A 25,201-nucleotide genomic window follows, 5' to 3' on the forward strand; every position below is an offset into this window, starting at 1 on the left:
ATCTAAAAATTATCGAGATTTACTTAGCACGAAACACGCCAACATTTATTAAACCAATTTCAATCGATTAATTTACATACAGAAAGAGCGCTTACTAGCGCTCTTTCTGATTCTGTAAAAGCTTAGTGTTAAGCCACAAATTTACATGGAATACTTAAGCTAGATGTTTGTTTTATAATGAAATCCATCGCAATTTCATCACAGTTATCTTTGCGCAAACACAACTCGCAGTCTTTCATCACTTTTTCAGGCAAGCTATCTTTGGTACAGTTGTTAAAACCTTGTTTCATAAAGAAGCCAGGTACTCTAGTTAGCACAATAATACGATTGAGTGCCAATTTTTTGGCTTTCACCAGTAAATGCTCGACTAAAAGTTGCCCCTGTCCCTTTATTTCGCTCTCGGGATTTACACCCAAAGAGCGAATTTCAGCAAGCCCAGTGTCGTAAATATACAAAGATGCACATCCTGTCACCCTGCCACCGACCTCTGTTACCGCAAACTCATTGATACTATGGATCATATCACTTTTCGCTCGCGGTAGGTTCTCACCTACTTTAGCCCAATATTGGATCAGTCCGGCAATGGCTTCAACATCATCTAAATTGGCATCACGCACTAGGATTTTTTGCTTTTTTTTTGCCGTTTTAATGGCATTGGTCACTTGTGGCAATGAGGTGCCGCCTAATGCTTTACGAGCGGCAATACAAGCGTCAATTTCTAGTACTGGGTAGACATCCTCTGCAATTACTGCGCTGACTTGCTGGAATTCTTCTAAGCTCAGATCCTCGAGGTTTTGCCCCTTACTAATTGCTAACTGCACTAATTCACCGACGATGTGATGGCCTTCCCTAAACGGTATTCCCTTAGCAACGAGATAATCAGCAAGCTCTGTCGCATTGGCGTGACCACCTTTTGCAGCCGCTAACGTCTTATCACCATTAACCTTAATGCCTTTAACGCATGCTTCAGCCATATGAATACACGCAAGCCAAGTTGGCATGGCATCAAATAGGCCTTCTTTATCTTCCTGCATGTCTTTGTTGTAGGCCAAGGGCAAAGCTTTAAGCGTCATCATCATGCCGCTAAAGGCGCCAAAAACTCGACCTGTTTTGCCACGGATCAACTCTAAGGCATCAGGATTCTTTTTCTGTGGCATCAAGGATGAGCCGGACGTCACGCTGTCGGCCAAATCAATAAATCCAGATTCACCAGAGTTGTAAAAGATCAAATCCTCTGCAAAACGAGATAAATGCATCATCGAAATAGACGCACAACTGAGTAGCTCAACCACAAAGTCACGATCAGAGACCGCATCTAAACTATTACGAGAGGCTTCTCTAAAGCCAAGGTTTACAGCTAACATTTCACGGTCGATAGGATAAGCAGTCCCCGCTAGTGCACCTGAGCCAAGTGGGCACACATTTAACCTTTCAAGCGCATCATTTAAGCGCGACTCATCACGCTCAATCATCTCAACGTAGGCCATACACCAATGACTAAAGAGCACGGGCTGAGCACGCTGTAAATGGGTGTAGCCTGGCAATATAGTACCAAGCTCCTGCTCTGCGAGTACCACAAGAGCTTGCTTGAGTGAACTCAGTGCCACAAGCAATTGCTGCGCCGTTTTCCGGCTCCACAATCTAAAGTCTGTGGCTACTTGGTCGTTACGGCTTCGACCTGTGTGCAGCTTTTTACCTAAATCACCCACTTTGTCGATAAGTTTAGCTTCAACATAAGAATGAATATCCTCATGTCCCGCGGTTGCTACACTGCGCGGATCAGCAATCACTTCATCCAAAAGCTGTTTCAGCGCTGAGATGATCTGCTGATGTTCGCTTTCAGTTAATACATCTACTTGCTTTAGCGCACCCGCCCAAGCGATAGAGCCAACAATATCTTGCTCTGCCAATTGATAATCAAATGGCAGAGAATCATTAAATTGCTTAAATGCCTCATCAGGACCTGATGAAAAACGGCCGCCCCATAATGCCATCTCGTTCTCCTACCTTAAGATTGCTTTTGCTTGTTTAACGCCGCTATCCGGCTAGATAGTGAGAATAGACGAATGAATCCCTCCGCATGAGATTGGTCATATACGTCATCTTCACCAAATGTGGCAAAATCTTCGCTGTATAAGCTATTGATTGATTGCTTTTGCACTGCATGTACATGGCCTTTATAAAGCTTAAGTACCACCTCACCAGTTGCCTGCTGTGCGAAAGACTCTGCGGCAGCTAGAATTGAATCTTTCAGTGGGGTAAACCAACGACCGTCATAGACTAAGTGTGCAAACTCTTCGCTAAGCGCGGTTTTCCATTTACGACAAGATTTGTCTAAGATCAGCTCATCAATCGCTTGTAACGCAGCCATCATCACAGTGCCTCCCGGTGTTTCATAACAGCCACGAGATTTCATGCCGACCAGGCGGTTTTCAACGATATCCACACGACCAACACCGTGCTGCGCTGCAATCTCGTTTAACTTAACTAGGCACTGATAAGGGCTGTAGCTCTCACCGTTAACACCGGTGATTTCACCCTTTTCGATTAATACCGACACATATTCAGGCTGATCCGGAGCTGCTTCTGGAGAGTTAGTCATGGTCCAAACCTGATCGCTTGGCTCATTCCATGGATCTTCCAATTCGCCACCTTCGTGAGAAATATGCCAAGCATTGGCATCACGACTGTAAATTTTGGTGGCAGAGGCTGCACAAGGGATATTACGCTCGGCCAAATAGTCAAGCAAAGATTCACGACTTGATAGTGACCATTCACGCCATGGTGCAATCACTTTAAGGTCAGGCGCAAGCGCTGAGAAGCAAGATTCAAAACGCACCTGATCATTCCCCTTGCCTGTACAACCATGCGAAAGTGCATCCGCGCCAACTTTACGAGCGATTTCAACTTGTGCTTTGGCGATAATAGGACGCGCCATCGAAGTACCCAGTAAATATGTCCCTTCATAGATAGCACCAGTTTTAAGAGTTGGATAAATATAGTCGCTAACCATTTCTTCTTTTAAGTCGACGATATGGCACTCAGAGGCACCCGATGCGATTGCCTTTTCTTCAACCCCAACCAGTTCTTCTTCACCCTGACCTACATCGGCAACAAAGGCGACAACTTCACAACCGTAGTTCTCTTTTAACCATGGCACAATCGCTGATGTGTCTAATCCACCAGAGTAAGCCAGTACCACTTTTTTAATCTTGCTCATGTTCTTTAACCTCAAACGTAATCTTTGTTTAACAGCGATACCAGCAATGCGTTTTGAGCATGCATGCGGTTTTCAGCTTGTTGAATAATTTTTGACTTTGGCCCGTCCATCACTTCGGAAGTAATTTCAAACTCACGATGTGCTGGCTGGCAATGCAAAATGGTTTGTGCGCCACACGCTTCAACCAATTGTTGGTTGATTTGATATGGCATAAAGGTGTCTTTCACCTGTTCAATTGGCGTTTTATTCCCCATCGAAACCCAAGTATCAGCGTAGAGCACATTGGCACCAGCCGCCGCTTCTACCCGATCACTGACCAGAACTGAGGCGCCATTTACCGCCGCAATTTGTTCAGCTTGCTTTACAATCTGTGCATCTGGAGAATGACCTTTAGGACAAACCGCCACAAAATCAGTACCTAACGTTGCCGCAAGCAACATTAATGAATGTGTTACGTTGTTACCTTCACCGAGATAAGCGATTTTGATCTGACTGACATCGTCGTAAGTTTCAAATAAGGTGAGAAAATCAGCCAACGCTTGGCAAGGGTGATATAAATCACATAGGCTATTCACAACAGGCACAGACGAAAACTCAGCGAGCGTCTCAAGCGTGCTATGGTGATTTACGCGGGCCACAAGGCCATCGGCCCAAGTAGAAATATTAAGCGCAAAATCTTTTACGGATTCACGCGCCCCCATTGCACCGTTTTGCTGATCTAAATACACAGCATGGCCGCCCAGTTTATGGATACCGATATCGAACGACAGCCGCGTTCTTAAGCTCGGCTTTTCGAATAACGTGACAATCGATTTGCCTGCTAAGGCTTGGTTATATTCTTGCGGTTGATTTTTAATATTTTTTGCAAGCTTTAATAAGTTCAAAACGTTAGTTTGGTCTAATTCCAAACCAGTTAAAAAATGCTTAGTCATGGTGTTTTCCTACGGCAGAATTTGTGTACCTACGTGCTCACCATTGAGCAACGCAATTAAATTTTCTGGCTTTTGCCAGCTAGAGATGTACACCCCTCGTCGTAAGTGTTGGGCAGCGTGAAGACTGGTCTTAACTTTGACCTCCATCCCGCCCACAATGACCTTTTGCGCGATTAACGTTGAGATCTGTTCCGCGTTAAGTTGATTTAATGGCTGTTTATCGCCATCAAGTACCGCCTCAACGTCAGTCATAAAAATAAGTTCTGCACCAAGCTTACTGGCGATAGCTGCTGCTGCTTCATCCGCATTCACGTTGTATAAATGGCCGTCAGCGCCAATACCAACTGAACTAACAACAGGTAACCTGTCAAACTCCAACACCGCTTCAAGCATGCCCCCTTCACTCGCTTCACAGCTACCCACACGGCCAAGCGCTTTAAGCTTTTGAGTTGTGGTAAATCCTGCATCATATAAGCACAGCCCAACGGGCTTGAGCGTGGCGGTAATGGCATCCGCCATCAGTTGCTTGTTAGCACAGCCTGCAAGTGCACCAACAATATAGGGCATTTGCTCTTGCGGACTGATCCGCAGTCCTTGATGTTTTGCAGTAGCAAAACCAGCATCGGTAAGCCACTTATCAACCAGCGCCCCGCCACCATGAACAATCACAAACTGCTTGTGTGGTGCGTCCTGTTGAATTTGCTTGATAGCTGAAAACAATGCTTGCGCTGCACCCTCTTGATTCAACACCGCACCACCTAGTTTTATCACCCAAGTTTGTTTGCTCATGCTGATACTCCTAAACCTTGATAATGCTCAAGTCCTGCCGCCAAGTTCATACATTGTAATGCTTGGCCTGCAGCCCCTTTAAGCAAGTTATCAATCGCGACAACCACGATCAGTTGATTGCCCTTTTGCTGCCAACCAATATCAACAAAAGGCTGATTTTCAACGGCTTTGATTGATGGAAGTTGACTCCCCTTTAATCTGATCAGCGGCTCATCGGCAAGCACTTGGTAAGCGGCATCGACTTGATTTGGTGTGACATTTTCTTTCAGAGTGACGTAGATCGTTTCCAAGATACCACGCTTAAAATTCCCTAAATGCGGCGTAAACAACACTGGGTGCTCAAGGTACTTTTCTATTTCTGGACTATGTCTGTGCGTAAACAAACCGTACGGTGCAAGAGATACTTCGCAAAAGTGTGTGGCGACATTCGCTTTTCTACCTGCGCCAGTAACACCTGAAACAGCATTGATGATAACTGGCTGCTCTGTTATCAGATCAGCTTGTTGTAATGGCTTAAGTGCATTGAGTGCCGCAGTCGGATAACAGCCCGCGACCGCCACCAACTTCGCCGTTTTAATAGCATCGCCGTACCATTCAGCTAGTCCGTATTGCGCTTGCGCTAACCAGTCTTGATGCGGGTGAGAAAAGCCGTAGTAATTTTCGTAGTCTTCATTGCTAGATAAACGGTAACCTCCAGATAGGTCAAAAACCCGTTTCCCCATCTGTAAAAATATCGGTGCAAGCTCTACGCTAACCTTGTGATCCGTGCATAAACACACATAATCCGATGATTGCTCTATCAACGAAAAAGCTTGCTCATTTAAGGGTTGCAGCTCAATATCTAGCAAGCCCGAATATTCTGGATATAAATCGCTGATGAATTTGTGTTTGTCTAAGCTTTGCTCAGATACAAAGCAATGTGCAAGTGTGAAGGCAGGATGCTTGGCAACCAGCTTAGCAAGCTCAGCGCCACTGTAGCCGCTCGCTCCGATTATAGATACTTTCAACATAGTGTTCTCAAGATTAAAAAAGTTTGATTAGGGTTGGTTCTGCTAATTGTTGAAGTCAAATCGTCGCATTGCTGTTCCAAAAATATATTTATGCTAAAAAAGTGAATTGATATTCACTCTAAACATCTTTATATTTTTATGCAAGAACTTTGAATAAGTATTTTAGGAATTTTTATGAAATTGCCCGCTTTTATGGAAATGTATCAGCAACTGATCGCCGCGCCATCTATCAGTGCATTAGAAGAAAGTCTCAACATGAGTAATCAGAATGTGATCCAGCTACTCGCACAGTGGTGCGAAACGTTAGGATTTACTGTCGAAGTAACAGAGCTTGAACATGCAAAAGGAAAATATAATCTAATTGCAAGACGAGGTAATGGCGATGGTGGATTAATGTTGGCCGGCCACACGGATACCGTGCCATTCGACGATAGCCGCTGGCAATTTGATCCTTTTAAATTAAGCGAGCAAGATAATAAATTATATGGTCTTGGAAGTATTGATATGAAAGGTTTTTTTGCTTTCGTATTGAATGCAATCTCAGAGCTTGATGAATTACAGCAAAGTGCTCCTATCATGATTTTAGCCACCGCCGATGAAGAAACCACCATGGCTGGCGCTCAGGAAATTGCTAAACATCCAAGCTTGAAGCCGGCGCGCTGCGTTATTGGTGAACCCACCGATATGGTGCCGGTATTTACCCACAAAGGCCATATGACGACCGCCATCCGTATAGTTGGTCGTTCAGGCCATAGCTCAGATCCAGAGCGTGGCTTAAATGCTATTGAAATCATGCATCAGGTGATTGCAAATTTATTAAAATTAAGAGAAGAATTAAAGAATAAATATTCAACTCCACATTTTGCTATTCCTTACCCAACTTTAAACCTTGGACACATTCATGGCGGCGACAATGCCAACCGTATTTGTGGCTGTTGTGAACTACATATTGATATGCGCCCTTTGCCTGGTCTGAGCATCAAAGAACTACAAGCCATGCTCACGGCAGCTGTAGCACCAATCAATACACATTATCCGAATAGCGTCTCGGTTATAGATATGCACGAACCTATTCCGGCTTTTACCGGCTCGACGGATTCTGCTTTGGTGAAAATGGCTGAGCGCCTGTCAGGACAACAAGCAATTGCTGTAAACTATTGTACCGAAGCACCATTTCTACAACAGCTAGGCTGCGAAACTATCGTCATGGGCCCAGGTTCAATTAATCAAGCACATCAGCCAAATGAATATCTCAATATGGAAAAAATAAAACCATCTCAAGCGATTATTAAAGCGCTAATCAAAGATTGCTGCTTTAGTTAAACATTCCGAACGAACAAGAAAAGCCACCTTAGCTGAAGTGACCCATTAAAGTTGGACATTTCTATTATGCGACTTCCAACGCCTGATTCCGGTATTCTACCGGAATCAGGCCTTTTAATTTGACCTTAGTCCGATCGTTATTGTAATAATCAATATATTCATCAATGCATGCCATAAGTTGCTCGGCACTGTCAAAGTAGTGACCATGGTACATTTCTGATTTTAAAAGCGTGAAGAAATTTGCAGCCACTGTATTATCAAAACAATTTCCTTTTCTCAATACACTCCGATTAATTTTTTATTTTTCAAAATCTTATGGCAACCATGGTGCTGGAATTGCCACCCTTGTTCGCTATGTAGAACCAAGGATCATACCTGACTTAATTCACTCATCGCTTTATCTAGCATCTCAGTCACGAGATGCAATTTAGGTGTGGTCGCGACAGTATGGCTAACGATTTCTTGATTAAATAAATCGATAATAGGAGATAAATACATTTTTTCACCTGCCACTTTACATTCTGTCACATCGGTCATCCACTTTTCATTTGGTTTAGTCCATGTGAAGTTTCGATTCATGATATTTGGTGCAATACGTCCAACCAACCCTTTATATGAACGATATTTCTTCGGCCTTACAGTCGATTTTAACCCTAGTTTTGCCATTAAACACTGAACCGCTTTATGATTAAGTAGATACCTTCTTTACGCAAAACATAATGAATACGCCAACAACCATACCGAGCATTTAAAGTCTGCGGAATTTTCATAATCAGAGGTAAAATGAAGATGAACCATGGATTATATAAACAGAAGTCCAATACCTAATCAGTCTAAAACTGATAGAAAACTCTTGAGTCGATGATTCACCATCAAGACAACGCTGTGCGATGCACAGCTTTAATTCTCTGATGTATGTAGACATAAAATAACCCCCAATGTTGGTGTCCAACTATTGGGGGTCAGTTCAAACTGCTAGATTTTTTCTAAAGCGTGTAGTGCTTAGGAGATGATGTTTTACATCATGCCGCCCATACCACCCATTCCGCCCATGCCGCCCATATCTGGAGCAGCAGCTTCTTCTTTCGGAATCTCAGCAACCATCGCTTCTGTAGTGATCATTAGACCAGCAACTGATGCTGCAAATTGTAGTGCAGAACGCGTTACTTTAGTTGGGTCTAGGATACCCATTTCGATCATGTCGCTGTATTCGCCAGTTGCAGCGTTGTAACCGTAGTTACCTTCGCCAGCTTTAACTGCGTTAACCACAACTGATGCTTCGTCACCTGCGTTTGAAACGATTTGACGAAGTGGTGCTTCCATCGCACGAAGTGCCACTTTAATACCGTGGTTTTGGTCTTCGTTGTCACCAGTTAACGATTCAAGCTTGCTCGCTACGCGAACTAGCGCAACACCACCACCAGGTACTACACCTTCTTCAACCGCTGCGCGAGTTGCGTGTAGTGCATCTTCTACGCGGTCTTTTTTCTCTTTCATTTCAACTTCAGTTGCTGCGCCAACTTTGATTACTGCAACACCGCCTGCAAGTTTTGCCATGCGCTCTTGTAGTTTCTCTTTGTCGTAGTCAGAAGTTGCTTCTTCGATTTGTGCTTTGATCTGAGATACGCGACCATCGATTGCTTCTTGCTCGCCTGCACCGTCGATGATAGTTGTGTCGTCTTTAGTGATAACCACGCGCTTAGCTGTACCTAGGTCTTCAACCGTAGCTTTCTCAAGCTCAAGGCCAATTTCTTCAGAGATAACTGTACCACCAGTTAGTGTCGCGATATCTTGTAGCATTGCTTTACGACGGTCACCAAAGCCAGGCGCTTTAACCGCTGCCACTTTCACGATACCACGCATGTTGTTTACAACCAGAGTTGCCAGCGCTTCACCTTCAAGGTCTTCAGCAATGATTAGTAGCGGCTTGCTTGTTTTAGCAACAGCTTCAAGTGTAGGTAGAAGCTCACGAATGTTTGAGATCTTCTTGTCTACTAGAAGAATATGTGGGTTATCTAGCTCAACTTGGCCTTTTTCAGCGTTGTTGATGAAGTACGGAGAAAGGTAACCGCGGTCAAACTGCATACCTTCAACTACATCTAGTTCGTTCTGTAGTGATTGACCTTCTTCCACAGTGATAACACCAGACTCGCGACCTACTTTTTCCATTGCTTCTGCAATGATGTCACCAATCTCTTTGTCAGAGTTAGCTGAAATCGTACCAACCTGTGCAATCGCCTTTGCGTCTGAACAAGGTACTGAAAGCGTTTTTAACTCTTCAACAGCAGCGATAACTGCTTTGTCGATACCACGCTTAAGGTCCATTGGGTTCATGCCCGCAGCAACTGACTTAAGGCCTTCATTCACGATAGCTTGCGCAAGAACAGTTGCAGTGGTAGTACCGTCACCCGCTGCGTCATTAGCTTTAGACGCAACTTCTTTAACCATTTGTGCGCCCATGTTCTCGAACTTATCTTCAAGCTCGATCTCTTTCGCAACAGATACACCGTCTTTAGTGATAGTTGGTGCGCCGAATGACTTTTCTAAAACAACGTTACGGCCTTTAGGACCTAGTGTTACTTTTACTGCGTCTGCTAGTACGTTTACGCCTTTTAGCATTTTTGTACGAGCGTCACCTGCAAAACGAACTTCTTTAGCTGCCATGTTATAAATTCCTCTTAAATTCTGTTGTCGATTAAACTAAAAAGTATTAATTATTCTACGATGCCTAAGATGTTATCTTCGCGCATGATCAGGTACTCTTGACCTTCGATCTTTTCAGTTTTTTCGATGTAAGAGCCGAACAACACTGTGTCGCCAGCTTTTACTTGTAGTGCTTTAGTTTCACCATTGTCCAACACGCGGCCGTTGCCTACTGCAACCACTTCACCACGTGAAGACTTTTCAGCTGCAGAACCAGTTAACACAATGCCGCCAGCTGACTTTGTTTCTTCTTCAAGACGCTTAACAATGACGCGATCATGTAAAGGACGAATGTTCATTTATATAGTTCTCCTAACAGTTTCTGAACAATGACAGAAATAATGCTTTTTTAAGGCGGTGTTACATCCACAGGTTGTGGTTAACACACGCAATTTTAATTGCTTTCATTTATGGGGATGGGCAAATTAAAACCCAAGAGAAAAAACCAAAAAAATTTAGTCTTTTCTTTCGTATTCACCTTCAATCGTTGTTGAAGAATTTCTACCCGATTGATTTTTAAATGGATCTCTAATTTCTTCCTGCTGATCCGCACGCTCGTCGCGTGATTGATTAGCAAACGGTGACTGACCTGAGTGCATGCCTGTTTGCACTCTTACGGTGGCATGAGCTAAAAGCGACTGCGCCAGCTTTTTTCTAACGGCTGGGGTTAACAGTAAAAAGCCTAATACATCGGTCATGATCCCAGGCGTCATCAATAGCACACCTGCAATGATCACACACAAACCGGTAAATAAATCTTGTGCAGGCAATTGCCCACGAGACATCTGTTGCTGTACGTTGACATAAGCGCCAAGACCCTGCTGTTTAACCAGTCTTGCCCCTAAAATGGCGGTACCAATTACAAGCGCAATGGTAGCAAAACCGCCTATCACCTCGCTGACTTGGATCAGCAAAGCAATTTCAATAATCGGAATAGCGATAAACAAAATAAATAAGAATCTAAACATACTTTCTCCAAATCTACGAAAGATAAATATGGGTGCAAAGGTCTTAATTCAAGCGATACAAGTAAGACGCTTTAGAAAAGAGGAGCTATCCGCTAAGATGCCATTACTAACCCTAAAATGGAAATGGCAATGGGCGTAAGATATAAACTCGTCTTATCTACATGCGATTCGGTTGCAGAAGCGCGTAAAATTGCAACGCAACTTGTAACGCAAAAACTTGCAGCTTGTGTGAACCTAATCTCGGCAGTGGAATCTATTTATGTTTGGGAAGGTCGGGTTGAACATGCACAAGAGACCAAGCTGTTAATCAAGACAAAATCCGAAAAACTAGAGCAAGTGATGGCCGCTATTCGCGGCTTACACAGTTATGATGTCCCAGAAATTCAAGTCGTGGACGTCACCAGCGGCAACTTAGCTTATTTCAAATGGATGGACGAGGTATTATTGTAATGCGACTCTTAGTAGTTCTTTTCTCATTGCTGATGTGGTTTCCCGCGCAAGCAAACAATGCGGTGCTAGACAGCTTACTGGCTCCTAAACAACAGACTTTTTTACCAGTAAAAGAAGCATTCAAGTTCGATTTTGACCAGCAAGGCAACACCTTGTTTGTGGGTTGGGACATCGCCGACGGCTATTACTTATATAAGAAGAATCTTCAAATTATCGCCAAACAAGCCGACATCCAAGTGCCAGAGCTTGAATCAGGCAAGATGATTGAAGATGAGTTTTTTGGTCGCACTGAAGTCTACTTTAATAACTTATCTGTTATCTCTAGGCTCAGTAATATCGAGCAAGGTGCAATCGTAAAAATACGCTATCAGGGCTGCGCAGAAGCTGGGCTTTGCTACCCGCCAGAAATTGTTGAAGTGCCGTTAAGCACGATTGCAGGAGAAAAGCCAAAGACCACGTCAACCAAAGCTCCTGAAACAAAAACTCCTGAGACAAAAGCAGAAGTTCAAAGCGACATCGCGCCTGTAGATAACGATAATTTGTCTTTCACTGAGCAGCTAATGCAGCGCAGCTTAGTTGCGAATATTTTGACTTTCTTTGGCCTTGGTATTGGCCTTGCGTTTACCCCTTGTGTATTCCCGATGTTCCCGATTTTGTCGAGCCTCATCGCCGGTCAACAAGGCCTTTCGACTAAAAAAGCCTTCAGTTTGTCTTTTGTTTATGTGCAAGGTATGGCGGTCACTTACGCGGCGCTTGGGTTAGTCGTTGCGTATTTTGGTGGCCAAATTCAAGGCTACTTGCAGCATCCCGCGGTACTTATCAGCTTTAGTATATTGTTCGTCGCACTCGCGCTATCTATGTTTGGGGTTTACGAAATTCGTTTACCTAGCGGCATGATGGATAAACTCACTCAGCTCAGTAACAAGCAAAAAGGCGGCAATTACTGGGGCGTATTCATTATGGGTGTACTATCTGGACTTATTGCATCGCCCTGCACCACGGCTCCACTTTCCGGCGCGCTATTATTTGTCGCGCAAAGTGGTGATTATGTAGTGGGCGCGGTAACACTATATGCACTTAGCTTGGGCATGGGCCTACCGCTATTACTACTAGGTACCTCAGGTGGAAAATTACTACCAAAAGCAGGTGGCTGGATGGATCAGGTCAAAACGCTATTTGGTTTTGTGATGCTCTTCGTACCGCTTATCCTTTTAGAGCGCATACTCGATGCGACAGTGATTGTCTCACTTGCCGGTGGCCTCGCCGTAGCAACAGCACTCTACTTGCATTATTGGCAAAGCCAATTACAGGCAGGAAAAGGTAAAACCACATTGTGGGGCTTTGCGATCACCCTGTTCATTGTTGGCTTATACGCATTAAAAACAAGCTTGTTTCCTGCACCTACAGCTGTTGTAAGTACTGCATCGACTCAAGCAGAGGCCGTTACCGGAGAGCAGAAGTTTAAGCTACTACCTGACTTAGCCGCGCTTAAAGTCGCCGTTGCTGAGGCCAATGCTAAAGGCAAAGTGCCTATCGTTGATTTATACGCAGAGTGGTGTGTTGCGTGTAAAGAGTTTGAAAAATACACTTTCCCGAAACCTGAAGTACAAGCACAGTTCAAAGATTATGAGCTATTAAAGCTCGACTTGACCAAAGCCAATGACAACACCCAAGAGATCATGGAAGCATTCACGGTGTTTGGTTTACCGACTATTTTAATCTTTGATAGCCAAGGTAATGAGATGCCAGCACACCGCATCACAGGCTTCTTAGATGCAAAAGACTTTGCTGCCCACCTAGAAAAGGCCAAGCAGGACGCAAAGTAACCATTTTAGGGGCAAGCTTGTTTGCCCCTCTCCCTTCTGATTAGACCAGTATTTTGCTGCTATTTACCTCGAACTCTCTATAATACTCCACGAAATGGAGAAATATTTGCTATTTGCTGGAATTCGGCTTAAGTTAACAAGCCATACAGTCTAAATTTTTGGCTAATGCTTTAGTTAAAGGAAGTTCGCGTAATATGTCTGCAAAATTAAAGATTTTATTAGTAAACGGCCCTAATTTAAATATGCTAGGTCGCCGTGAGCCGCACAAATACGGCACGCAGACTCTCAACGAAATTGTTGACGCATTAACTGAATATGCAGAAGCACAGCAAGTCAGCTTGTCACACATTCAAAGTAATAGTGAAGCGCAGCTAATTGAGGCTATTCACGCTCAATATGAACAATGCGATGCGATTATCATTAATCCTGCCGCATTTACCCATACGAGCATTGCCCTTCGAGACGCTTTACTCAGTGTGGACATCCCTTTTTATGAAGTACACATCACCAATGTGTACGCCAGAGAGCCATTTCGTCACAAGTCTTATTTTTCTGATGTGGCGGAAGGCGTGGTATGTGGATTAGGCGCGTTGGGCTATCGTGCTGCATTTGATGCAGCGTTAGCGCAATTGCGAAAACAAAATAACTCAAATTAACTAACAGGCGGGTCATTGTATGGATATTCGCAAGATCAAAAAACTTATCGAGCTAGTAGAAGAATCAGGTATTGCAGAGCTAGAAATCACTGAAGGTGAAGAGTCAGTACGTATCAATCGCCACAGCAGTGCACCAGTTTATGCACAACCTCAACAATACATGGCAGCTCCAGCGGCACCTGCACCAGCGGCACCAGCGGCGGCTCCTGCAGCAGTAGAAGCAGCACCAGCAGAAAGCAGCGCACCAGCAGGTCACCAAGTTAAGTCTCCTATGGTTGGTACTTTCTACACCGCTTCTTCTCCAACAGCAGCGGCATACGTTGAAGTAGGTTCAAAAGTAAATGTTGGCGACACACTTTGCATCGTTGAAGCCATGAAGATGATGAACCAGATCGAATCAGACAAAGCTGGTGTAGTGAAAGCAATCCTAGTTGAAAACGGTGAGCCAGTAGAATTCGACCAACCGCTATTCATCATCGAATAATTACGCAGAAGGTCAACGTTATGTTAGATAAAGTAGTCATTGCAAACCGAGGTGAAATTGCACTTCGCGTATTGCGTGCCTGCAAGGAGCTAGGTATTAAGACGGTTGCTGTGCACTCAACAGCTGACCGCGACCTAAAACACGTTCTTCTTGCAGATGAAACCATTTGTATCGGAAAACCTGCGGCAAGCGAAAGCTACCTTGATATTCCTCGTATTATCGCAGCGGCAGAAGTCACTGACGCGGTTGCTATTCACCCAGGTTACGGTTTCCTTTCTGAAAATGCCGACTTTGCAGACCAAGTTGAGCAAAGTGGCTTTATCTTTATCGGTCCAAAGGGCGACACTATTCGCCTAATGGGCGATAAAGTATCAGCAATTGAAGCGATGAGAAAAGCAGGCGTACCTTGCGTGCCAGGTTCTGATGGTCCATTGACAGATGACAACGACCGCAATACGCAGATCGCTAAGCGTATCGGCTACCCAGTTATCATCAAAGCGGCTGGCGGCGGCGGTGGTCGTGGTATGCGTGTCGTTCGCAACGAAAAAGAACTTGCAAACTCTATCGCCTTAACACAACAAGAAGCGAAGCAGTTCTTCGGTAACGGTATGGTTTACATGGAAAAATTCCTAGAAAACCCACGCCATATCGAAGTTCAAGTACTCGCTGACGGTCAAGGCAATGCAATCCACCTAGGTGAGCGCGACTGTTCAATGCAGCGTCGTCACCAAAAAGTAGTGGAAGAAGCACCTGCACCAGGGATCACAGCAGAAATGCGTAAATACATTGGTGATCGCTGTACTCGTGCATGTATCGAGATTGGTTATCGCGGTGCAGGTACGTTTGAATTCTTATACGAAAACGGCGAGTTCTACTTCATTGAAATGAACACTCGTATTCAGGTTGAGCACCCAGTAACAGAAATGGTCACTGGCGTAGACTTAATCAAAGAGCAACTTAAGATTGCTGCTGGTCAACCGCTTTCTATCACACAAGAAGACGTGGTGATCCGTGGTCACGCAATCGAGTGCCGTATTAACGCAGAAGACCCAGAGAGCTTTATCCCTTCACCGGGTAAAATTACACGCTTCCACCCAGCAGGTGGCCTTGGGATCCGTTGGGACAGCCATATTTACGCTGATTACACGGTACCGCCACATTACGACTCGATGATCGGTAAGTTAATCACTTATGGTGAGAACCGTGATGTTGCGATCGCTCGTGCTAAAAACGCACTAAATGAGCTAGTAATTGACGGGATTAAAACCAATACCCCGCTTCACAAGAAGATCTTGTCAGACGAGAACTTCCAAAACGGTGGCACAAATATCCACTACCTAGAGAAAAAACTAGGCATGCACCAATAACCTAATTCGTTCTCCTAAAAGAGGCCGGCCAATTGCCGGCTTCTTTTATCTCTGCCCTACTTCCACCAAATATTACTAAATTCAACTTATCATAAGCCAACCTTACAGCTTGCTCATCTCGTGTTTGCAGCAAAAATCCAACCCGGCTCCTAAGTGGCTCGATTTTTTCACCGTAAAACCAGACTAATACTTACCTCGCCATTTTAATGGTCCGCACAGCTCAACACCCTAACCACTACAACATTGGCTTATTATTGAGCAATCAATCCATTCGCCCCGACTTTTTCACGTTTTAATAGTGACAAGCCTGTTAAAAATTTTTATACTGCCTGCGCTTTCAGTGATTTACCTTTAAATCACTACAGCAAATAGCCCTATAGCTCAGTTGGGTAAACTTTCAAAGAAAGTTTACGTCGAGGAAGCGAAGGGATATTAGCGCAGCGACCCTGAGCGTTGAATCCGAGACCGGAACCAAGCTTCATGGACGAATATAACGCGCAAAAACACAAAATGGCCCTATAGCTCAGTTGGGTAAACTTTCAAAGAAAGTTTACGTCGAGGAAGCGAAGGGATATTAGCGCAGCGACCCTGAGCGTTGAATCCGAGACCGGAACCAAGCTTCATGGACGAATATAACGCGCAAAAACACAAAATGGCCCTATAGCTCAGTTGGTTAGAGCGCACGACTCATAATCGTTAGGTCCCTGGTTCGAGTCCAGGTGGGGCCACCATTTTTCCTACTCTTCCACGTTATTAACTACTAACCGAATCCACTCGGTACTATCTCTCTTAAAGCATGTAATATGCTGAGCATACATAAGCTTGCTCATTGAAAAAGCTATAAGCAAAGGTGACATAACAAGTACCATAAACTTTCAATGTATTGTGGTAAATTGACGATATCGTCAATTAGGGTAGAATGAAAAGTAGTAAATATTTTTTTGAAGGTAAGCAATGTTTGATTTACAGGCGGAACTAGAGTCACGAGCTAAAGAATTAAACCCAAGAACTCGTCGGGGACACAGAGTACGTCGCACTGTCAGCCACCCTCAGGCTTCAACTGTGGCTACTAACATTTCTGTAGATGCTATTACAGACTCCTTACAAAGAGCTGGTATTTTAGACGCACAGGGTGAACTGCTAGATAAAATTTCGGCCTAGATGTATATATCTCCTGGTGTAGTTGTTGGTTTTCACGGATGTGACCAAAAAATCTTTGATGAAGTAATCAAGAACGGTGCCTCGATCGCCAAAAGTGAAAATGACTATGACTGGTTAGGTCATGGTATATACTTTTGGGAAAATGATTACGAGAGAGCTCTAGATTGGGCTAAAAATAAAGACAGCATTGACAACCCTACTGTTATTGGAGCATTTATCAAGCTAGGACATTGTGTCGATCTTCTGGATAGCCAAGATATCAATAAAGTCGCAACTACCTATCAAATACTAAAAAATGAACTCGACAAAGTTGGTAAGCCGCTACCAAAAAATCGAGTTATCTATGAAGATATCACCTACGTCCGCGAACTTGATTGCAAAGTAATGCTACGCTTACAGCAATTAAATAATGACCTTATCGCTGAAGACCTTAAATTAACGAATCATTCGGCTCCTGAAAATAAAAGAAAAATCCAAAAACATCCTAATTTCATTGATTCTGTTCGAGGTATGTTTCCTGAAGGCTCCCACTTATATGATGGCGCAGGTTTTCGAGAAAGAAATCACATACAGCTATGCATAATCAATCCAAACTGTATTTTAGGGTATTTTGAACCAAGGAAAGCCAACTCTTGGTTCAAACAACTTTAAGCTAGCCTATTCGCCTCCAGCTGCCATCCTTTTATAAAATAAAGCTATTCGCCACAACTTCTCCTCCTTCAACAACTCGGCCAAAATTGACTTTATTGCATTTAGACTACCTTTATTGTCCCAAAGCGTCAGATGAGTTGAACCTCTACCCACTTGAACTCCATTCATCTAACGCTGGCTAAACTCTTAGCATTTATATCCACATCACGCACCACTCCAAATAGCAGTTGCAGTAATTAGATAATTGCCAAAACCATAAAAATCAAAAAGTTGCATGAAGTTACATTTACCTTATATTGAGACTGAATAAAAAACAAACACAACTGTAAAGGAAAGACTATGGTTACATTCAACACTCGACTGCTTGCGATGGCATTGGCTTGTAGTTCCACTTCTGTTTTGGCTACTCAGGTATTTTATGATCAGGATGGTGCTGGAGATCATTCGCAGTATCAGGGCGCACCTGTTGATTTTATCTCAGCTCGTGCAGGCACAACTGAGTACTTTAATGCGCTCACGGGCGGCTTAGCGGCGGATGAGTGCCATCAATTTGAAGTGGTTAATACACAAACCGGCGATTTGATTGCTCCTCTCACATTCAACGCGCCCTTTATTTCTGGCCCACTGCCTGCGGAGCATAAGCTGACAGAAAAGTCGCTTAAACTCAGCTGCACGTTACCCTCAGGTGAAGAGGCGATTGTTTATCACAAGATACCCAAGGCTCCCGCCGTTGTATGGCACAGTGAAATTACAGTGGCTGATTGGCAAACGCCGAGCAATGGCCCAGGGTATTTTGCGGATGTTCAATATACCGGCTTGATTAATATTAATAACAACTCGCACCAAGGCCAGTGCCGCAAAGCCAATTATGTCAGTGGTAACCCAGTATTTTTCAATGAAAGACATCAAGGTGGATTTTATAGTGATGTCTTGAATGTTGTGGGTGAGGCTAAATACAGTGGTTTTTATAAAGTGCTGGTGACAGAATTAATTTGTAAAAACTCGGGTGGTACGACTCGCCTTGTCGAAACTTGGCATATTAACCAAAATTCACAATCCCGCGAGCTTTCTTCCGAGCTATTTTAAACACAAAAATAGTGCAGCCTAGCTGCACTTACTTTAATGAGACTTAGCTCACACAAATTCCGTATTTGGGCAAAATATCATCAATAACACAGAGGCGATGCTTTTTAGCTGCATCGTGAAAATACTTCCAGTTAGAAGTTAAGAATTCACTGCGAAATGAATAGCTATCGTCGTCACCTTTAGCACGGGTTGTTCCTAGCGCTTGGTGTTTCCACGACCCCTCACCTTTGGCAATGTAAGTTAGGGTATAACTTCCAAGCCCAAATCGGTTAGCTTCGATGGCATCAAGCCACAGTTGATGACGTTCTTCACCATCATCCATATCAAATTCAGCAAAGCACTGCGCTATTTCTTGCTTTAATGACTCACTCAAGCCACTTGTAGCCTCGCCTCGATAGTCTTGATAGACCTTGCAAAGCTCATCGGCTGCGATTAGAAAATCGCTTGGATTATCTCGCACTACTTTTTCGCCCAATCCGTTGAAGTAACTCCACTGCTGATGAGGCTGATCAGGGTGAGAAAGCGCCTGCCCATGTCCTAAACTTGGAATATCATCTTGAAAAACATCAGAAAAGTATTCGCTTATTCGCTCGCGCCAAGTCTCTTCTGCTTCACCATTCAAGTCCATTATTTCAGTCACTTCATTGACTTCATGCTGTATGCCAGCAAATCCCTGATGCCCCCAAGTATCAATAAAGACATGAGAGGTAATACCAAGACGGTGCAATCCATAAGGCCTATGCTTATCTGCAATACACTCAGCGACCATATCTTTTGCTACATGGGAATGTGGCTTACACACTAGCTTTTGAATAAAGGTGCCCGACGGATTTTGCCCAGCAGGTAACCCCCCATTACCCGGTAGGAAATGAAAAGGTACCCACACTTTCATGTTCTTTAAGCTGTCTAGGTTTTTATAATCGAGCATCTTATGGGCGGTTGCGATGCGCTCGTAAGCAGCACCGTTATCAAACTTGATGTGACCATAGTTTGTTGCATCATCTACGTATTGTGCCGCGTGAGCAATAATTTCAGCCTCTTGGTCAGTGAATCCCGCCGCGCGTGCGACCACCCATGTCATGCCATGATGTAAATCAATTTGCATTTTTCGTTGTCCTTCTCTTTTCCTTTATCGCCACAGTGTAGTCCGTGACACTGAAAATGTAACTATTCCTTACTTTGATTTAGTCGCATTAGGCGTTTGTGGCTCTTGGCTTTGTGGATCCGTAGCATTTGGGTTAACCGAGGCAGGCAAAGCGGATGTGCTGCCCTCCGTATTTAAGATCAATGGTAGGCCATCTTTACCACTGCCTATTACCACCACTTTTGCGTTATTAGATTTCGCCAATTCTATGGTTGCTTCTATGCCACGCCACCTTAGGTAGGTTTCAGATATCCCGCCACTCACTGTTTCTTGGAAGTCGGCTATCCCCTGAGCCTCCACTTTCTTTCGCTCAGCCTCTTTTTCAGCAACATCTAAACGCATTTTATATTCTTGGTATAAGTGCATTTGATTTACCTTCGCAACAATCGCACTATGCACGCCTTCAGGAATATCAACCTGACGAATAAGCATATCGTCTAGATTCACCAAATTGTGCCCTTGCATTTCGCTTTTTTCTTGTTTGAGTATCGACTTTTCTTGTAGCTGAACTTCTCTCAACACAGTGCTTAACAGTTGATCTTGGATCTTTAATCGCTGATTAGCATAGACCTCTTCAGCGGTATAATCAGAAACAATCATACGAACCGCTGATGCAACTTCAGGGATCACAATTTCATCAAGATAGTCTGTCCCGACTAACTTGTGTAGGTAAGGAATATGTTCCACAACAGGACGGTATCGCACTGTTATTTCCATTTTGATCCTGAGCCCCTCGGAGGTAATGGCGTGGATCTCTGTGGTCGCAGTTTGAAATCGACTCGAATAAATCGTCAACGTATCCCAGGGATAAACCAGCACCGTGCCCTCATAAAATGGATGTTCTACGAAAGTACCGCCGCCAAGGCGCTTCCACAGCACTCCAACTTGACCTGAGTCGACTTTAATAAAAATAACTTTGACCAATGCAACGGCAATAAACAGTAGAATAAGTAACGTCACACCTGCGCGAAAACGCCAAGACAAAATACGCTTATGCCACTTGGGCTTGTAACGCTTTAACACCCGCATGAGCAAATTAGATAGGATCAGTGCCAGTATTAAGCCGCCGGCGACGAGTAAGGCAAAATCCCCTGAAATATTAATGTTCATGATGGTACTCCATTACTTTCACTGTCGAGGTGTGCTAACAACTGACCTTCCTCCATTTTTAAGTGCACATCGGCCAAATGGAAATAGGCGTCGTCATGGGTGATGGCAATAATGGTGTTACCACGCGCTTTTAAACGAGGTAACACTTGTTCGTAGAATTTTCGTCTAAAGATAGGATCTTGATCTGCCGCCCACTCATCAAAGATGTAAATGGGACGATTTTCTAAAATGGTACTCAAAAGCGCTAAGCGCTTGCGCTGACCTGATGATAAATCTATGGTGCTAAACGCCCCATTTTGAATACCCACTTTGGCGCGCATCTCTAAAAAGTCCAACCATTCGTCGATTTCTTCAGTACTCAAATCACGAATACCATAGAGCTGCTGGAACAAATGAAAATCTGCAAAAACGGCTGTGAATAGGCTTCGATAAGCAAGGCGATTATCTTCCGTAACCGCTTTGCCATTCAAAAGGATTTGTCCACTCTGTAATTCATAAAGGCCAGTCAACATCCGGATAAACGTTGTTTTACCGCTACCATTACCACCGGTAATAAAAGTGATTTTTCCTTGCTCAAAGGTGATATCCACCGGCCCCACGGCAAACGGACGATCGCTCGATTTTTTCTGATGTTGATAAAACGCCCCCGCTAAGGTGATGGCACTAAATGAGGTTAGGCTTTCACTCGGTTCAGGTCGTTTAACCTCTTGCTCATCTTGGACATTTTTTAAATCGCGCTCCAATGCTAAGACGTTTTGCGCCGCCTCTGTTGCGGTGGTGAACACAGGGATCCCACCAACAATACTGGTAATAGGGCCGATTAAAAATAGCGATGCGGTGGTGACTTTAATGACCACATCGGTATACACGTCAGAGAGCATAGGGACGATAAACACCATCGCGCCTGTGGCTGCGAAAAAGGTGATTTGCGACAGAATAAAGTCGGTCGCAAACAAGGTTTGGGTTTTGGTTTTTGCACGCCTTGCACGATTCGAATCACGGCGGTACTCATGTTCTAAATCTTCCGCTCTTGGCTCACTGAGCTTTACTTCTTTAAAGCCATCGAGCAAGTCAGATAAGCGTTGAATAAGCTGGTTTTCGCTTTCAAAAGAAATGCGCATGTTGCGCTGGATTTCATTGGCGCGTAATCGGTGAATACTGGCTCCGACCAAAATCAGTGTCGAGATAACCATAAAAGCCACAAAAGAGTGCCAGGCAATATAAAGAGATGTGAAAAACACCAAACTGATGGATTGACCAATGATCACAAACAGCTGCGCCGACTGAGATATGGTCTGTAACTCTTTGCTGATGGTATTAAAGATCCGCTCCTTGCCAATTTTCTCTAGCGTTGACAGTTCGGTATGACGAATGCTTTCAAACAGATCGACTCTCAATTTATCTATAGCACGCTCCACCATTTGCGCGGCTTTAGTCATCAATCTTTGCTGAGTGAAACCATATATTGCAATCGTCAGTGTAAATAGCACCAAGTAGTAAAGAATATGATTTTCTTTATTAATATCAGAGATATTGGCAGCTACGTTGTTGATAAGCGCAAGCACCAACGCGTTGGCCAAACCAGAAATACACCCCAGTGCAATAAAGGTCCTTTTCTTTATCTGAATATGTCGGCGAATTAATTCGTACAATACCATTGTTATTATCTTTTATTGTTATTGGGCTACCGCCCGCGCATGCTACTTAGCATAGTCCCTAAAAATCAAAACTGCCTGTTGGATTTAAATAAATATTGCATTAAAACATTAAGTTATATTTATAAATCGCCCAGTTTTACCGGCAATGTAAGATCTCATTCCTCGTCATTCACCTCTGTGGGCTTGCGCTTTTGCCCAACTAGTAAAATGATCAAGCCAACAATAGGCGTAAACATCAACGAAATTAAAAAGAAGCCCACAGGTCCGGCAAAGGTGTTTCGTCCCCAATAACCAGTTAAAATGCATAACACTAAATATAAAGCGATAAGCATAATTTTCTCCAAGTTGTTGATAAATTCGGTGCGAAGAATAAACCAGCAGTTGCCTGCCGGTTTATGTCAGCCAGTATCGGTTATACTGTGGCTTTTTCCGCTGTAGCTGTTGCGTCCGCATTCCCTTTATTTGCACGATACTTAGCTGCGATGTCTGCGATATCCCCTTTCATACTTGCTAGATTCAGGTCTATCAGCGTGCCGCCATTTTCAAAGTGTCGAACAAAAGTTGCGCCTACTGCGTGTGTTGATGCCGCAGACACAACTGGCATAAATGCGATTGCGCTTAACGTGCCAAGTACAGGAACCGCCTTCAAAAAGCTGCTTAGTCCCGCGCCCCCTAAGGTTTGTGGAAAAGAGCCGCCGATCAATGCGCTTACTGTGCCACGCAGCTTGTTGTCACCATATGATTGACCATAGACTTTTGCTACTTCGCCTATCATCTTCATTTGGATCCCTGTCAACGCCACTAAATCAACCGCAGGAACGGGAATAAACCCAGAGCCAAACGACCATTTTGTGTATTTGTCGACAATCAGCTGAGCAACGGCTGCTCTGTCTTCATCAGCAACAAGTTGTGATTCCTGTTGTTCTGGAGCGTCGCTCGCCTTGTCATCCTTCGCTGTTTTTGTCACTGCCATAATTCATCCTCTATGATTTATTTAAACAGTTGTCGAACTCATCAAGCACCATATTGGCACTTGCCCTAGTACCCAAAATCAAACAAGCTGCACTTATTCAACTCTGAGTTTTACCGCCTTCATCCATGATGAAGAAGTAAACCTAAGAACAACCAAGGATTTGCACAGTGTCACAAATACAACTGAGCGAAACGTTGCCACCTACTGCAGGCGTTCTATTAATTTGTTTAACCGAGCGCGAAAGCTCAGTATTTTTCCCTACCGCGTTATGCCTGATTCAAATCTTGCTGGCATTGCTCGGTACGGTGTTTATCACTATAGAAGATAATGTTGCGGATCTCCTTGGCGATACAATCTGACTCAATCCCCTCTTTCACATAGTTGCTAAACACCATGATGCTTTGATCTCGTTCTAGTAAACGGGTGAAACTGGTCACCCATGAATAGGGATAACTACCAGAGTACTGTAAAAATTTTTCATACATTCTGAGATTTGCATCGGCTGGGTTTTCGGGGCAATTTGCCACTTTGCCGTACTGGTTTGGGTCGACATAAGTCACAAACCAACCATAGCCATAGTATTCACACTCGTCGCTGCTACCAGTGTTAGAGTATGGAGCAAAGGCCGCTAGTTTCTGGGTATCGTTTAAGATTTGAGTGCCATACAAGCCTTGATCCCATTTATGCATGTCTTCCACTGTGGAATACAAATCTCCAGCTGAATACAGCACCAAAGGGTTGCTATATGGATTCACTAAAATGTCTTCGTAAGGTGCAGGTCCACCTGTAGCTGGTGGACGGCCATTGGCAAGCGATAAGTATTGGTTTTGATTATAAATATAACCTGTGGTCATATTTGAATAGACACCAATCGCACTGTAAGAGCCGCTGTCCGTCATGCTAAGCGGATTTAGAATTTGCTCTTGAACGATATTGGCAAACCAATACTCACGACCGATATTGCCTTGTTTTCCGGCCGCTAATTGCTCGATGATATTACCAATAAGATAGTAGTTACAGTTGCTGTATTCATACTTACTGCCGGGTGTAAATGACGGTGTGCCACTTTGCCCCGCTTCGGCACCACAGGTGCAAAAGCGATTACTAAAATCTTCCGGACCGTTAAGGTCTAGACTCGAATTATATAAATAAGGCCGCCAACCGTAATTATCGTATACGGCTTCGTTGTCGCTGTAGTTATTGATCCCAGACGACATGGTAAGCAAATGATGCAGCGAAACATCCGCACATTGGTTATCTGGGTACCAAGGCAAGTGATCGCCAATGGTTTCCTGCCGTAAGTCCTTGCCATCTAACATCTTCATTAAAATAGCGGCCGAAAACGCTTTGGTATTGGAGCCGATGCGATACTTGGACTTAACGCTGTTATCAACATCATATTGCATGTTTTGTGGTCCGCAGTTGGACTGGTACACCACTTTATCAACCGAGGTGATATAAACCGTGCCAAAGAATAGGTTGGCATCGCAATATTCCTTCACCACCGCCTCTATCATTTCTAATTGATTAGGCATAATGGTGTGATTATCTGCGACGCTCTTTTTCTGCAAACAAGAAGCCAGTGCTAAGGTGATGCAAAATAGCATCATCATTCTTAGCCGTAGTTGTATTAGCCATTTCATTTTTTCATTCCTTACATTGCCAACCACGTAACCACTAACAAATGTTG

25 protein-coding genes and 1 tRNA gene are annotated in these 25,201 nt (G+C 43.9%); 10 read left to right on the forward strand and 16 right to left on the reverse strand.

Annotated features, from left to right (window positions below; genetic code table 11):
* Positions 1–128: 128 nt before the first annotated feature.
* From argH to argC, 5 genes are read right to left on the reverse strand one after another with little or no spacing between them, the layout of a single operon-like run.
* Positions 129–1,994 (reverse strand): argininosuccinate lyase, encoded by a 1,866-nt coding sequence (argH, locus tag QSH61_RS16490; protein WP_206473040.1) that lies wholly within the window; start codon positions 1,992–1,994, stop codon positions 129–131.
* Between the two features lie 14 nt (positions 1,995–2,008).
* Positions 2,009–3,220 carry an argininosuccinate synthase gene (locus QSH61_RS16495; protein WP_010607125.1) on the reverse strand — a complete coding sequence of 404 codons (1,212 nt, stop codon included), beginning with the start codon at positions 3,218–3,220 and terminating at the stop codon, positions 2,009–2,011.
* A gap of 11 nt (positions 3,221–3,231) precedes the next feature.
* Positions 3,232–4,152: an ornithine carbamoyltransferase gene (locus QSH61_RS16500; RefSeq protein ID WP_010374249.1), complete on the reverse strand. Its 921-nt coding sequence runs from the start codon at positions 4,150–4,152 to the stop codon at positions 3,232–3,234.
* Between the two features lie 9 nt (positions 4,153–4,161).
* Positions 4,162–4,941, reverse strand: coding sequence for an acetylglutamate kinase (argB, locus tag QSH61_RS16505; protein WP_010607124.1), 780 nt, complete (start codon positions 4,939–4,941; stop codon positions 4,162–4,164).
* Complete coding sequence (argC, locus tag QSH61_RS16510) at positions 4,938–5,948, reverse strand: N-acetyl-gamma-glutamyl-phosphate reductase (protein WP_174170633.1); 1,011 nt, start codon at positions 5,946–5,948, stop codon at positions 4,938–4,940. The genes argB and argC overlap by 4 nt, the downstream gene beginning before the upstream one ends.
* Before the next feature lie 177 nt (positions 5,949–6,125).
* Here argC and argE point away from each other — a divergent pair, with 177 nt between their 5' ends.
* Entirely contained in the window at positions 6,126–7,274 is a 1,149-nt protein-coding gene (gene argE / locus QSH61_RS16515; protein WP_174170582.1) for an acetylornithine deacetylase, read from the forward strand.
* 64 nt (positions 7,275–7,338) lie between these two features.
* On the opposite strand, the gene QSH61_RS16520 is transcribed toward argE, so the two are convergent.
* The 5 genes from QSH61_RS16520 to QSH61_RS16540 all read right to left on the reverse strand — a co-directional run bounded on the left by QSH61_RS16520 (position 7,339) and on the right by QSH61_RS16540 (position 10,945).
* Positions 7,339–7,554 (reverse strand): IS3 family transposase, encoded by a 216-nt coding sequence (locus QSH61_RS16520; protein ID WP_174170581.1) that lies wholly within the window; start codon positions 7,552–7,554, stop codon positions 7,339–7,341.
* 89 nt (positions 7,555–7,643) lie between these two features.
* A complete protein-coding gene (locus QSH61_RS16525; protein WP_174170580.1) occupies positions 7,644–7,940 on the reverse strand; it encodes a DDE-type integrase/transposase/recombinase in 297 nt (98 codons plus the stop codon).
* Positions 7,941–8,291: 351 nt separating this feature from the next.
* Positions 8,292–9,938, reverse strand: a complete 1,647-nt coding sequence (gene groL, locus QSH61_RS16530; RefSeq protein ID WP_010607119.1) for a chaperonin GroEL — start codon at positions 9,936–9,938, stop codon at positions 8,292–8,294.
* Positions 9,939–9,988: 50 nt separating this feature from the next.
* Positions 9,989–10,276: a co-chaperone GroES gene (locus QSH61_RS16535; RefSeq protein ID WP_010368755.1), complete on the reverse strand. Its 288-nt coding sequence runs from the start codon at positions 10,274–10,276 to the stop codon at positions 9,989–9,991.
* Between the two features lie 156 nt (positions 10,277–10,432).
* Entirely contained in the window at positions 10,433–10,945 is a 513-nt protein-coding gene (locus QSH61_RS16540) for an FxsA family protein (RefSeq protein ID WP_017217203.1), read from the reverse strand.
* A gap of 129 nt (positions 10,946–11,074) precedes the next feature.
* Between QSH61_RS16540 and cutA the strand changes: the two genes are divergently transcribed.
* From cutA to QSH61_RS16585, 9 genes are all read left to right on the forward strand, one after another.
* The gene (gene cutA, locus QSH61_RS16545; protein ID WP_206473038.1) at positions 11,075–11,395 is read left to right on the forward strand and encodes a divalent-cation tolerance protein CutA; all 321 of its coding nucleotides are present in this window, start codon (positions 11,075–11,077) and stop codon (positions 11,393–11,395) included.
* Positions 11,395–13,221 (forward strand): protein-disulfide reductase DsbD, encoded by a 1,827-nt coding sequence (locus QSH61_RS16550; RefSeq protein WP_206473037.1) that lies wholly within the window; start codon positions 11,395–11,397, stop codon positions 13,219–13,221. Before cutA ends, QSH61_RS16550 begins: the two co-directional genes overlap by 1 nt.
* 194 nt (positions 13,222–13,415) lie before the next feature.
* Complete coding sequence (gene aroQ, locus QSH61_RS16555; RefSeq protein WP_174170577.1) at positions 13,416–13,877, forward strand: type II 3-dehydroquinate dehydratase; 462 nt, start codon at positions 13,416–13,418, stop codon at positions 13,875–13,877.
* A 19-nt stretch (positions 13,878–13,896) separates the two neighbouring features.
* Entirely contained in the window at positions 13,897–14,361 is a 465-nt protein-coding gene (gene accB / locus QSH61_RS16560) for an acetyl-CoA carboxylase biotin carboxyl carrier protein (RefSeq protein ID WP_017217207.1), read from the forward strand.
* 20 nt (positions 14,362–14,381) lie between these two features.
* Positions 14,382–15,728 (forward strand): acetyl-CoA carboxylase biotin carboxylase subunit, encoded by a 1,347-nt coding sequence (gene accC / locus QSH61_RS16565; protein ID WP_045987969.1) that lies wholly within the window; start codon positions 14,382–14,384, stop codon positions 15,726–15,728.
* A gap of 654 nt (positions 15,729–16,382) precedes the next feature.
* Positions 16,383–16,459 (forward strand) — tRNA-Ile (locus QSH61_RS16570).
* 223 nt (positions 16,460–16,682) lie between these two features.
* Complete coding sequence (locus QSH61_RS16575) at positions 16,683–16,889, forward strand: hypothetical protein (protein WP_069021385.1); 207 nt, start codon at positions 16,683–16,685, stop codon at positions 16,887–16,889.
* Positions 16,890–17,540: a hypothetical protein gene (locus QSH61_RS16580; RefSeq protein WP_174170561.1), complete on the forward strand. Its 651-nt coding sequence runs from the start codon at positions 16,890–16,892 to the stop codon at positions 17,538–17,540.
* Positions 17,541–17,879: 339 nt separating this feature from the next.
* Positions 17,880–18,626: a hypothetical protein gene (locus QSH61_RS16585; RefSeq protein WP_206473036.1), complete on the forward strand. Its 747-nt coding sequence runs from the start codon at positions 17,880–17,882 to the stop codon at positions 18,624–18,626.
* A 43-nt stretch (positions 18,627–18,669) separates the two neighbouring features.
* On the opposite strand, the gene QSH61_RS16590 is transcribed toward QSH61_RS16585, so the two are convergent.
* The 6 genes from QSH61_RS16590 to QSH61_RS16615 form a co-directional block, all read right to left on the reverse strand.
* Complete coding sequence (locus QSH61_RS16590) at positions 18,670–19,731, reverse strand: DUF6765 family protein (protein WP_045987971.1); 1,062 nt, start codon at positions 19,729–19,731, stop codon at positions 18,670–18,672.
* 69 nt (positions 19,732–19,800) lie between these two features.
* Entirely contained in the window at positions 19,801–20,880 is a 1,080-nt protein-coding gene (locus tag QSH61_RS16595; protein ID WP_010607111.1) for a prohibitin family protein, read from the reverse strand.
* The gene (locus tag QSH61_RS16600) at positions 20,877–22,538 is read right to left on the reverse strand and encodes a cyclic peptide export ABC transporter (RefSeq protein ID WP_206473035.1); all 1,662 of its coding nucleotides are present in this window, start codon (positions 22,536–22,538) and stop codon (positions 20,877–20,879) included. The genes QSH61_RS16595 and QSH61_RS16600 overlap by 4 nt, the downstream gene beginning before the upstream one ends.
* Positions 22,539–22,693: 155 nt before the next feature.
* Positions 22,694–22,870, reverse strand: coding sequence for a hypothetical protein (locus QSH61_RS16605; RefSeq protein ID WP_017217212.1), 177 nt, complete (start codon positions 22,868–22,870; stop codon positions 22,694–22,696).
* Positions 22,871–22,950: 80 nt separating this feature from the next.
* Positions 22,951–23,511 carry a YcjF family protein gene (locus QSH61_RS16610; RefSeq protein WP_010607109.1) on the reverse strand — a complete coding sequence of 187 codons (561 nt, stop codon included), beginning with the start codon at positions 23,509–23,511 and terminating at the stop codon, positions 22,951–22,953.
* 266 nt (positions 23,512–23,777) lie between these two features.
* Entirely contained in the window at positions 23,778–25,154 is a 1,377-nt protein-coding gene (locus QSH61_RS16615) for a serine hydrolase domain-containing protein (RefSeq protein ID WP_069021375.1), read from the reverse strand.
* Between the last annotated feature and the right edge of the window lie 47 nt (positions 25,155–25,201).

This window comes from Pseudoalteromonas sp. JC3 (assembly GCF_030291895.1).
Classification (GTDB): Bacteria; Pseudomonadota; Gammaproteobacteria; order Enterobacterales; family Alteromonadaceae; genus Pseudoalteromonas.

Coding starts and splice junctions, on each gene's coding strand:
- argH (WP_206473040.1), bottom strand. CDS start 1,994: ATGGCATTATGGGGCGGCCGTTTTTCATCAGGTCCTGATGAGGCATTT.
- QSH61_RS16600 (WP_206473035.1), bottom strand. CDS start 22,538: ATGGTATTGTACGAATTAATTCGCCGACATATTCAGATAAAGAAAAGG.
- accB (WP_017217207.1), top strand. CDS start 13,897: ATGGATATTCGCAAGATCAAAAAACTTATCGAGCTAGTAGAAGAATCA.
- cutA (WP_206473038.1), top strand. CDS start 11,075: ATGGGCGTAAGATATAAACTCGTCTTATCTACATGCGATTCGGTTGCA.
- QSH61_RS16615 (WP_069021375.1), bottom strand. CDS start 25,154: ATGAAATGGCTAATACAACTACGGCTAAGAATGATGATGCTATTTTGC.
- argB (WP_010607124.1), bottom strand. CDS start 4,941: ATGAGCAAACAAACTTGGGTGATAAAACTAGGTGGTGCGGTGTTGAAT.
- QSH61_RS16525 (WP_174170580.1), bottom strand. CDS start 7,940: ATGGCAAAACTAGGGTTAAAATCGACTGTAAGGCCGAAGAAATATCGT.
- QSH61_RS16610 (WP_010607109.1), bottom strand. CDS start 23,511: ATGGCAGTGACAAAAACAGCGAAGGATGACAAGGCGAGCGACGCTCCA.
- QSH61_RS16590 (WP_045987971.1), bottom strand. CDS start 19,731: ATGCAAATTGATTTACATCATGGCATGACATGGGTGGTCGCACGCGCG.
- groL (WP_010607119.1), bottom strand. CDS start 9,938: ATGGCAGCTAAAGAAGTTCGTTTTGCAGGTGACGCTCGTACAAAAATG.
- QSH61_RS16495 (WP_010607125.1), bottom strand. CDS start 3,220: ATGAGCAAGATTAAAAAAGTGGTACTGGCTTACTCTGGTGGATTAGAC.
- argE (WP_174170582.1), top strand. CDS start 6,126: ATGAAATTGCCCGCTTTTATGGAAATGTATCAGCAACTGATCGCCGCG.
- QSH61_RS16605 (WP_017217212.1), bottom strand. CDS start 22,870: ATGCTTATCGCTTTATATTTAGTGTTATGCATTTTAACTGGTTATTGG.
- QSH61_RS16550 (WP_206473037.1), top strand. CDS start 11,395: ATGCGACTCTTAGTAGTTCTTTTCTCATTGCTGATGTGGTTTCCCGCG.
- accC (WP_045987969.1), top strand. CDS start 14,382: ATGTTAGATAAAGTAGTCATTGCAAACCGAGGTGAAATTGCACTTCGC.
- QSH61_RS16580 (WP_174170561.1), top strand. CDS start 16,890: ATGTATATATCTCCTGGTGTAGTTGTTGGTTTTCACGGATGTGACCAA.
- QSH61_RS16595 (WP_010607111.1), bottom strand. CDS start 20,880: ATGAACATTAATATTTCAGGGGATTTTGCCTTACTCGTCGCCGGCGGC.
- aroQ (WP_174170577.1), top strand. CDS start 13,416: ATGTCTGCAAAATTAAAGATTTTATTAGTAAACGGCCCTAATTTAAAT.
- QSH61_RS16535 (WP_010368755.1), bottom strand. CDS start 10,276: ATGAACATTCGTCCTTTACATGATCGCGTCATTGTTAAGCGTCTTGAA.
- QSH61_RS16575 (WP_069021385.1), top strand. CDS start 16,683: ATGTTTGATTTACAGGCGGAACTAGAGTCACGAGCTAAAGAATTAAAC.
- QSH61_RS16500 (WP_010374249.1), bottom strand. CDS start 4,152: ATGACTAAGCATTTTTTAACTGGTTTGGAATTAGACCAAACTAACGTT.
- QSH61_RS16540 (WP_017217203.1), bottom strand. CDS start 10,945: ATGTTTAGATTCTTATTTATTTTGTTTATCGCTATTCCGATTATTGAA.
- QSH61_RS16585 (WP_206473036.1), top strand. CDS start 17,880: ATGGTTACATTCAACACTCGACTGCTTGCGATGGCATTGGCTTGTAGT.